General features: G+C 48.6%; 12 protein-coding genes and 1 pseudogene. 3 read left to right on the top strand and 10 right to left on the bottom strand.

The features are described 5' to 3' along the window. The coding region (locus ACVCAM_RS23330) for a hypothetical protein (protein ID WP_447093701.1) at positions 1–365 on the top strand (365 nt) is incomplete at its 5' end. A gap of 457 nt (positions 366–822) precedes the next feature. Here ACVCAM_RS23330 and ACVCAM_RS23325 read toward each other — a convergent pair. The 3 genes from ACVCAM_RS23325 to ACVCAM_RS23315 are packed head-to-tail and all read right to left on the bottom strand — an operon-like array spanning position 823 to position 2,089. Beyond that, positions 823–1,341 carry a hypothetical protein gene (locus ACVCAM_RS23325; RefSeq protein ID WP_447093700.1) on the bottom strand — a complete coding sequence of 173 codons (519 nt, stop codon included), beginning with the start codon at positions 1,339–1,341 and terminating at the stop codon, positions 823–825. Beyond that, on the bottom strand, positions 1,338–1,874 hold the full coding sequence (locus ACVCAM_RS23320) for a lysozyme (protein ID WP_447093702.1): 537 nt from the start codon (positions 1,872–1,874) through the stop codon (positions 1,338–1,340). Before ACVCAM_RS23320 ends, ACVCAM_RS23325 begins: the two co-directional genes overlap by 4 nt. Beyond that, on the bottom strand, positions 1,874–2,089 hold the full coding sequence (locus tag ACVCAM_RS23315) for a class II holin family protein (RefSeq protein WP_046091683.1): 216 nt from the start codon (positions 2,087–2,089) through the stop codon (positions 1,874–1,876). Before ACVCAM_RS23315 ends, ACVCAM_RS23320 begins: the two co-directional genes overlap by 1 nt. 590 nt (positions 2,090–2,679) lie before the next feature. Here ACVCAM_RS23315 and ACVCAM_RS23310 point away from each other — a divergent pair. Next, positions 2,680–3,687, top strand: coding sequence for a hypothetical protein (locus tag ACVCAM_RS23310; protein WP_226856323.1), 1,008 nt, complete (start codon positions 2,680–2,682; stop codon positions 3,685–3,687). A gap of 19 nt (positions 3,688–3,706) precedes the next feature. After that, positions 3,707–4,156, top strand: a complete 450-nt coding sequence (locus ACVCAM_RS23305; protein ID WP_060458743.1) for a hypothetical protein — start codon at positions 3,707–3,709, stop codon at positions 4,154–4,156. A 37-nt stretch (positions 4,157–4,193) separates the two neighbouring features. Here the strand turns inward: ACVCAM_RS23305 and ACVCAM_RS23300 are convergent, their stop codons facing one another. The 7 genes and pseudogenes from ACVCAM_RS23300 to ACVCAM_RS23270 form a co-directional block, all read right to left on the bottom strand. Then, entirely contained in the window at positions 4,194–4,559 is a 366-nt protein-coding gene (locus tag ACVCAM_RS23300; protein WP_060458744.1) for an antiterminator Q family protein, read from the bottom strand. A 14-nt stretch (positions 4,560–4,573) separates the two neighbouring features. Next, a complete protein-coding gene (locus ACVCAM_RS23295) occupies positions 4,574–5,563 on the bottom strand; it encodes a DUF968 domain-containing protein (RefSeq protein ID WP_447093699.1) in 990 nt (329 codons plus the stop codon). Continuing rightward, positions 5,560–5,658 (bottom strand): annotated as a pseudogene (locus tag ACVCAM_RS23290) (phage regulatory protein/antirepressor Ant); the annotation flags it as partial. The pseudogene ACVCAM_RS23290 and the gene ACVCAM_RS23295, both read right to left, overlap by 4 nt. A gap of 92 nt (positions 5,659–5,750) precedes the next feature. Continuing rightward, positions 5,751–6,503 carry a hypothetical protein gene (locus ACVCAM_RS23285; RefSeq protein ID WP_025760119.1) on the bottom strand — a complete coding sequence of 251 codons (753 nt, stop codon included), beginning with the start codon at positions 6,501–6,503 and terminating at the stop codon, positions 5,751–5,753. Then, positions 6,503–6,997, bottom strand: coding sequence for a hypothetical protein (locus ACVCAM_RS23280; protein ID WP_447093698.1), 495 nt, complete (start codon positions 6,995–6,997; stop codon positions 6,503–6,505). The genes ACVCAM_RS23285 and ACVCAM_RS23280 overlap by 1 nt, the downstream gene beginning before the upstream one ends. Continuing rightward, positions 6,994–7,920: a conserved phage C-terminal domain-containing protein gene (locus tag ACVCAM_RS23275; RefSeq protein ID WP_422699588.1), complete on the bottom strand. Its 927-nt coding sequence runs from the start codon at positions 7,918–7,920 to the stop codon at positions 6,994–6,996. Before ACVCAM_RS23275 ends, ACVCAM_RS23280 begins: the two co-directional genes overlap by 4 nt. Next, on the bottom strand, positions 7,877–8,089 hold the full coding sequence (locus ACVCAM_RS23270) for a DUF4222 domain-containing protein (RefSeq protein WP_074168479.1): 213 nt from the start codon (positions 8,087–8,089) through the stop codon (positions 7,877–7,879). The genes ACVCAM_RS23275 and ACVCAM_RS23270 overlap by 44 nt, the downstream gene beginning before the upstream one ends. Between the last annotated feature and the right edge of the window lie 229 nt (positions 8,090–8,318).

Below are 8,318 nucleotides of genomic sequence, written 5' to 3'. Positions count from 1 at the left end.
AAGCTGCAATAGTATTCAAAAATTGCAAAGACATTGATCTTGATGGAACTCACATAAATGGTCACGAAACAGCTATTTATGGGGATAACGTTGAAAACTTTAGCTCTAAAGATTTACATATAACAGCGCATACTGATTCAGAAGAATTAATTAAACTCAAAAGATTAATTTACGACAACTTAGAACTCTTTGAGTTAGGTAGCCAAGAGCGTATGAAATTGCTCTACGCAATGACATCTCTTAATGATAAAAAAAATCCAAGCTTTCTTGAAAGGGTAGAAACCGTATCAACACTAACTGCAAATGCCGTAACTATCTATCCAGCCATAACGGCATTACTTGCAGCTATCTCTTCAAGCATCTAAAGCGCTTAAAATTACAACGACGACTTTTATGCAGGGAGCTACTTCCCTGCATAATTTTTATTTACAGTTAGTCTGCCATGCTTTGTTATGCGCCAGGATGTCTTTCTTCGTCTGGCGGTCCATAACGTGGATGTCGTGATCAGATAGGTAATCTGGCTTTAAACGACAAAATTTCTGCCTAAGTTAAATCTTAATCCTTTCCGCTTATGCTTGTTGATTACTGGCAGGTTGCTACGCTAATCATGACTCTGATGAGGAGTTTGCCAACTCCAGGGAAACATCTATAAAAAGAGCAAGTGAAACTGAGACTCTGGTAGCCCTCTTCGTGAGGGCATTTTTTTACAATGCTGCGCTTCGCTTGTTAAATATCGAGTCTTTTCTACAATTTAATGGTGCTTTGCTATGTCAGGTAAAGCCGTCGTTCAGCAATACCCGTGTGCTCAAGGACGAGCCATCCCTAGTTTTTTCTTTCTATTTCTATCTGCCTTATGCCAGCGAAGTGATTGTTACCCTTCTCGATGACGGCCAGCAGCGGCTTAATCCACAAAACAGCCTGGCAGTACGTCATTGAGCTGGCGGCAGCGGAACGATCATCGGCTGCGTAAGGTCTGTTGGTATCGGTGTACATGGCGCTGGCACGTAAACGGTGCGCGTATTCGAGCAGCCCACCAGCGACATCAGCAGGAACAGGCAGATCACAGGTTTTTTCACGACGGAGAATCTCCCGGTATTCGATTACGGTTTCTTCGGTGCTGGTGTCGATCAGGGAGTTAAGCTTATTGGCATGTTCTGCAACCTGATTGAACCGATTGAAGTTGAATGCCTGGGTGGCGATTACCTGCCCCTGCAAAGAGTTGTCACTTCGCAGAATGTCGTTCTCGCTCTGAAGGTTACTGGCGTCCGAGCAACTCTTAACGAGGGCGACCGAAAGGACAGCAATAACGACAACACCGATAAGACCTGGATTAATTTTCATTGGTCCAGCCCCCAGCATGCCAGCGCACTTTCTTGATCTCGCCGCTCGACCTGCCCATAGCAGCCATTCTTCTGGCCTTTGGTTAGTCGGCAATCACGGCCACCGTCTTTAATCCACCAGCGGATAGCTTCACATGCCCCTTTCCGGTCACCAGCATTGATGCGCTTATAGAACGTGGACGGGAAGCATTTACCCGGCCCGATGTTGTACGGGCAGAAAGATGCGATGCCGACCTTCTGCGGCTCCGTCAGAGTGACTTTGATATTGCGATCAACCCAGGCTAATGCCTTATCGCGTTCAATAGCGTTAACCTTGCGGCATTGTTCCTCAGTGGCCGTCATGCCTTTAACAACACGCCTGCCATCTATAACGGTCACGCCGTGACATAAAGACCAGACCCCACCCGGATCAACAACGGCCACCAGCGCATTGCCTTCTTTCTCGCTGATGAATTGGTCGAAAATGAGTGGAGCTGATGCCCCTGACGCGATTAGCGCCAGCACTGCTGCGCTGAGCTTTGCTTTGTTCGACATCATTCACCCCGCGCAGCTTTGCGGCGATCCGCTTTGATTTGGAAGTACAGACTCGTTAACCACGTCAGCAAACCAAACATGAGGCTACCGAGCACACCAATGGCCGCCCATTGCGAGGGGGATACTTTATCGAGGAGCTGAAGCAACCAGTATCCGGTACCCCCTCCAGATGCGCCGTATGCAATACCCGTCGTTATTTTTTCCATTCGATGCATGCTCTCACCTCGCTCTATGCGGGTGCGGTTTTGGGAATAAAAAAAGCCCGCTTTTGAAGGCGGGCTAATGAGTTGACTATTTGTAAGGTAGGTGTGAGACAGGCCTATGCTCAGAAGTGAAGCTGTATCGGCTGATTCACTATTGGCTAAGGAGAACCGAAGAGCATTCAGTTACTTCCCACAACTCAAAGCGTAGCAGCAGTTTGCAAAACCATAAAAAAAAAGCCTGCGGTTTATGGCAGGCTCTCAAGGAATTTGAATATCTTATTGTTGTTGTCATGGTGCCGGGTGCCTCCCGGTGACTCTACCCCAGTCAGCAAAGACGCGCGCATACCTGCAGATAGCAGTTGACTGGAACGCCCTCTCGCTTAGAAAGGATTCACCACAAGAATAAGTTACGACTAATCCATTCGAGCGGTCAATACATAATCGCCGTGAGTCCTCTCAAAACGAGGGGAAACAAAAAAGGCCACCCGTAGGCAGCCTCAAAAATGACAAAACCCCGCCGGAGCGAGGTTTAGAAATCGTTTTAAGTCCGTGGCGTAGAAACCACTCTTAACACAGTAAACTATAAAATGCGGACCGCGGTAATGATTTTTTATCAAAAACATAGTAATTTTAGGGCCATGCCTCTTGATTTAATTGGAACTGTAATGACTACAGAAGAACAAAAGAAAACTCGAAGAGTACGCGTCGGCTTTTTCACAGGTAATGGAAGCAAAAAAGATGGCCCGTCAGTTGCAAATCTTGCTTTCGAGCAAATGCTTGGGACTGCTCCAGCATCGTTCCCTTATGTTCATACAGCTGAGACCCAAAACCGCGGACTAAAACTTGTAATCCTTGATAAGGATGACAAGCAACATAGTTATTTTGGGTATATTTCTTGGAGAAGGGACTGTCTTCTTCCATTCATTGAGGATGGGCTGACGGGAAGTGAAAGAACCATTCCGTTGAGTGAGAAGGACTCTGTTGTAGAAAGAACCTACTTCATCTATTACTACGAAACCGATCTGTTAGTAATGACACTCAATCATTTGGGGCCAAAGGTGAACGATTTGTCCTTCATTCTTTACAATAAGACCCAAATGCAGAACATCCGTTTTGAGGCAATCTGGAAGCACGAAAGCATGAAAGACCTTCTGGAAGATGGCAACATCTTACGAAGTTTTGACTTGACCGTTGCCGCACCAAGGAATTTCAATAAATCCAACTATAACTTCAAACATGAGCTGACTAAGGACATAGTCGACATGGTTGTTGGTATGGGCGGTTCTCATCTTAGACTCAATATGCGAGGTCGTATCCGCCCCAAGAAAGCTGGCTTCAACTATCTTAAAACCTGTGTAACTGATGCAATAAAAGAGCTGATCGAACTGTTTCCAAAGGGGTCAGGTGGATTACAAATCAAAAAAATTGATGTTACAGAACCATCTAATACAACCCCTACTAGCTTACTTGATCAAGTTTTGATTGGGACACGCACAATTGTTGTAAAAAGTGGTTATCCGTCTGATTCTGATATCAGAATCGCTATGACATCTGCTAAAATTGAAAATTCAGCTTACCTTGCTCAGTTTGAGCTCGCAGTAAGATCATAAAATTGCCAAGGAGGTTACAATGAGAGTGTTTTTAACTCTACTTTGGAAACTAGCCCTCCTTTTAGCCATCGCTTACGGTGCTTCGTTGGTCTTTAAACCTATGAAGCACGCAGATGTTTTGACCACTGCCGGGGTCCTGTCAACCGTTTCAGGAATCTTATTCGGGTTTGTTCTCGCCGCCATCTCGATTTTTAGCAGTGCAAAAAGTGACGAAGACGGAGCGATAAATGCGCTTAAAAGGAATAACATTCTTCCTTTGATAATCAAGCGGTTATTATCAACTGGTGCAACATTGATTGTTGCTTGTTTCTTTCCCCTGATAGCAATGTTTCTCCCGGATGACTTGCTTGTCAAAGGTAACCCGATTGACTATGTGTTTATTTTGCTTGGTCTTTCTTCCCTAATGATTTCTTTATACACCTTTTCAAGGTGTTGGTACGCTCTGCGTAACATTTTCCCACATTTATAACATAGGCCTTATATGAGGCCTATGTTTTCACTATCAGTCAGCTGTCCATTTCAAGTTTTATATCCAACATACTGAGACATCCATCGATAAACCCCTCAGCCATTTGTATTTCAATGCGGATAAGCTTTTCATCTTTCTTGCGCGCTTTGGCTATCTTTCGCTTAGAAATACCGTATAGATAATGAGCCACCAACAGCGAATGCTCATAAGGCTTCTTCTTCTGCAAGCGAGCCAGGCAGCCCTCAATGACTAGGGCATCATCGTCAGAACAAGACAGGCGCGTTTTACTAGTCTGGGGAAGCAGTCCCTTAAAACCAGCTGCGATCGGCGAGTAATCAACGCCTGAGCTATCACTCGCAGCCCACCCGCCCCAGCGTTCTAAAACCATCTGAATATCACGCATGTTATCTCCACTGTTCATGCTAATACGCCGATTTCCAGCGCACGATCTAAAAACCGAAACAACAGCACCAGCTGGTCGCCGTGCTTCGCTTCAAATGCCACAGGATCAGCGTGCAACTCGTCGTGATGCGCTCTGCACAGCGGTATCACAAACAGGTCATGCGCTTTGGTCCCCATTCCACCCTGCCCGTGGCCTATCAGGTGGTGGGGGTCGTCTGCCGGGTTATTGCAGCAACTGCACTGCTGCGACTTCACCCAGCGGGTGTACTTCTCGTTCTCCCAGCGGCGGCGCTTTGGCCTCAGCATGAAAGATTCCGGTGATTCAGGATCGACCTTCACCGAGACTATCTTCTTAACTTTCTCCTGGAGGATTTCAGTTGCCGGTAATGACGGAACAATATCGCTTTCCCGCATCACTGAACTGTGCGATTCAGGCTTAATCCGGAGCGCCTGGTTAGCCACTGATTCAGGAATCAGGTCAGCCAGGTCGTTACGGACCATCCACCAGCAAAACTCCGGCAGCGTCAGGGTGTGGTCAGCGCTGAAACCCAGCATGATATTCACCCTTTCCAGAAGCCATTTTACCAGGTTCTGCATGGCAATTCCTGCCAGTCTTTCAGTAGTTTGTTCACGCAGTTGGTTATCGCATCCCCAGCACAGGCGAATGCTGCCGGGGGCGTGGCGTAGCAGAGTGAAGTCCTTTGAGTGCCATTCGTTGTGAGGCCACTGACACTCGAATTTACGTTCCAGCCAGGCATCAAGGCCACTCAGTCCACCAGCACGCTGAATAACTCTCTCATTCAGGAAAAGCTCCTGCACACTGACATCATCCGTCAGTGGCTGGTGCGCTTCAGGAATCAGTCCAGATGGCAGGTGCTTGATTGCTTCGGAAGGCGTTTCAATCACCACCCGGCCACGACGAAACAGCCACAACAATTCGTTACCAGGGCGAAACAGCACCACTCCGGACAATGGCGCGACTTCAGGTGTCAGTATGGCTCTCACGCAATTTGCCCCTTAGCAATATGTTCAGCCCACAGGCCGCCAATCCAGCGCACGCCCTTTGCAGTAAAGCGGGACTGATTGAATGCGTAGTTAGTCTGGTTGGTGGCCGCACCGTTGCTGACGGTGTTCCCGTATTCCCAGGCTGGGTCTGCGTAAATCAGTGAATATTTCATCGTATCCTTCCCCCTCAGATTTCTAAGGCCAGCTGTGGAGTAAAGCGGTCACGCACTGCGTCATACTTGAGAGCGCTGGCGCTATTAAATGCCTCAATACGCTCCACGAGGACGGCAGCGCGGGTTTCCTTGCTGGCTGGCGCATAGGCTGATTTATCCCATGCCTTATCAATACCGATATTGCGCGCAACGTTTGTGCTGTCAGCTGATGAAAGGGGTATGTGAGTAAAAATGTCTTTATTCAGCATGCGAAGGCCATGGAGCTTGGTAATCGGATAACCATTTGAATCAACTACGTGCCGGATAAGGTCTCGCAATTTTGCCCTGCAGGCGCGTGGTCGCTTTGCATCGTATTCACCCATTGAGCCAATGCAGACACGAGGAAACTCATGGCAGAGACGTATGAATCTCTCGTCAGGTTCGCTCATATGCCAGACAGGTGCACCGACGAATTTACCGTGCGGCCATTCAGCGATAAGCGCATCGTTCTCTTCGCTGGTTCCACCGATAACATCCGGGATAACTGCAAATGCGAAACGAGGGTGATTCATCCACTCCTTGACGAATTCGTAATAGTCTTGCCAGTTAACAGGCTGGCCCTTATCCCAGAAGCTGAATGCGCCGTTATCCAGCGCGAAAGACTGGGTGACTTCGCTGGCCAGAGCTAATTGGCTTGGGTTAGCGAAGCTGATGAACGCATGGCGACCCTTCCACGCTTTAAGAGCGCAGGTATCAGGTGTAATTGGTCCTCCGTGGAAATGAATCATCAGATGTTCCTCGCCTGGCCAGCCAGACACCATGCGTCAGCAGGCGTTTTGACTTTCGGTACCATGCTCAGGCAACGCTGGCGCTCAATCAGAATCTTCATTCGTTGCTCTTCGTCTTTTGAGCGGTTGAATGCTTCCATCAGAACAGTGGCTGCCCGCTGGAAGAGCCCCTTCTCAAATAGGCCTTGTGCTTTTTCCATCATCGCGGTTACTACCGGGTTCGGTGCGGCTTCCTGTTCTGATGCAGCTGGTGCGTCAGCTCGGTTAATTTTCAGTGCAGAACGCCCTTCGGTCACATGCCCACCCGGCGCTTTAGCAAAATACTGGTAGCACTTGCCATTGTGCTGGCGGGTAGCGCGATTCAGTTTGACCAGGTGACAAACCCCGCGCTGAACAGCATGAACGTCGTACTGCCGCATTGATGCCGCTATCTCTTTGTTCGTTAAGCCAGGGTTGGCGGCGACGAAAATCTGAATGTCTTTCAAGAGGCTCATGAGTTAGCTCCTCTAAATCCTGCCGGGACTTTGCTGTAGTCAGTGTTCTGGAAACTGGAGCGGAAAACCCCATCTTCACGGACCCACTCACCGTTAACACGCGGTGGACGGCCAGCTTTATGCCAGCTGGTAGCTGACTTCAGGTAGCCAGGGAACTTGGTCGGCTGGAAAAGCGTCTGTGGTCGAAGGTAGGCCGCCATCGTCAGGTCTTCGCTCCACTTGGCGTTGCAGTAGTCCACCACCAGCGACAATTCTTCAACGGTGTAGCCCTCCCCGATTCGGGCACGAATGTTTTGCAGCGAGGTTGTTGAAACCTGATAACGCGAACTGGTCACCTGGTTGAGATGGGTTAAGACCTGTTTAGCCTGATCGGTGATCAACACTTCACCGTCTGGTTGCGACGCAACCGGACAAATAGGGTTTTTAATATCTGTAGTATTCTCTGTTGTATTCTCTGTAAGAACATCAGTGCATTTTGACCTGATGAGAGCGGTTCGTTTTGACCCGTTGGAGTGTTTCACTTTGACCTCTTCCATCGGTTCATTTTGACCTGATGGAAGAGTGCATTTTGAACTCTTCGATTTGGTCACTTTGACCTCATCTAAAAGCTCGCTTTCATAGTTGATCGTGTAGTAGTTCGTCATGTCGCGCTGAGATTTGTTCAGCTGCTCAACTTTGAGCACGCCCAGCTGCTTCAGGCGGGTGAATGTGCGCTTAAGCGTAGACTCAGACCAGAACGGGAACTGCTCCAGCCACTGCTCGTTGGTGTTGTAAATCCAGCGCACGCCGTCACGCTCCAGTCCGGAGGTGGTTTCTTTAAGCCAGTAGTTAACCTGCTGCAACGCAATGGCCTCGTTAAGGCCAATGCTGTACGCAAGGTCAGGGTTTATCACTATCGGCCGGGATGGCATCAACAGGCTCATGGTCGTCCTTTAACTCTGTAAATTTACGCTGGAATTGGTCAAGAGGGCTGAAGCACTCATGATCGTACCCTTCGCGAAGGTATATAACGCGTCGAGTCTGTGGCTCCCATCTGATGACACGGACCGGGACGCCGTAGTGGTCTTTGAATCGCCGGTTAACTTCAGCCATTCCTCGCGCCCCTTCTCGTTCATCTGAGCAAAAGCCTCTACCATCGCGTTCTCAGGCTGGTAGTTGTTCGTATCAGCCTGGTCGTTTAATCTCTCCACATAGCCGAACGGGGAATCTTTTCCCACCAGCGGAAGGCATCTGAATTGCTTCGCTGGTCTCAATCGGTTTAAACTGTTCATGCGTTAGTTTCTCCACTGAATACGACACGCCAAGACGCCCGGAGCTGCAC

Source organism: Enterobacter sp. CFEC122 (assembly GCF_052983755.1).
Note: the sequence above shows the minus strand (reverse complement) of the source record. Positions and strands in the feature narration are given on the sequence as shown.

What these genes read in the sequence shown, in the direction of transcription:
- ACVCAM_RS23280 (WP_447093698.1), bottom strand. Translation starts at nt 6,997, where the DNA reads ATGAGCCTCTTGAAAGACATTCAGATTTTCGTCGCCGCCAACCCTGGC.
- ACVCAM_RS23305 (WP_060458743.1), top strand. Translation starts at nt 3,707, where the DNA reads ATGAGAGTGTTTTTAACTCTACTTTGGAAACTAGCCCTCCTTTTAGCC.
- ACVCAM_RS23275 (WP_422699588.1), bottom strand. Translation starts at nt 7,920, where the DNA reads ATGAGCCTGTTGATGCCATCCCGGCCGATAGTGATAAACCCTGACCTT.
- ACVCAM_RS23320 (WP_447093702.1), bottom strand. Translation starts at nt 1,874, where the DNA reads ATGTCGAACAAAGCAAAGCTCAGCGCAGCAGTGCTGGCGCTAATCGCG.
- ACVCAM_RS23285 (WP_025760119.1), bottom strand. Translation starts at nt 6,503, where the DNA reads ATGATTCATTTCCACGGAGGACCAATTACACCTGATACCTGCGCTCTT.
- ACVCAM_RS23270 (WP_074168479.1), bottom strand. Translation starts at nt 8,089, where the DNA reads ATGGCTGAAGTTAACCGGCGATTCAAAGACCACTACGGCGTCCCGGTC.
- ACVCAM_RS23310 (WP_226856323.1), top strand. Translation starts at nt 2,680, where the DNA reads ATGATTTTTTATCAAAAACATAGTAATTTTAGGGCCATGCCTCTTGAT.
- ACVCAM_RS23300 (WP_060458744.1), bottom strand. Translation starts at nt 4,559, where the DNA reads ATGCGTGATATTCAGATGGTTTTAGAACGCTGGGGCGGGTGGGCTGCG.
- ACVCAM_RS23315 (WP_046091683.1), bottom strand. Translation starts at nt 2,089, where the DNA reads ATGCATCGAATGGAAAAAATAACGACGGGTATTGCATACGGCGCATCT.
- ACVCAM_RS23325 (WP_447093700.1), bottom strand. Translation starts at nt 1,341, where the DNA reads ATGAAAATTAATCCAGGTCTTATCGGTGTTGTCGTTATTGCTGTCCTT.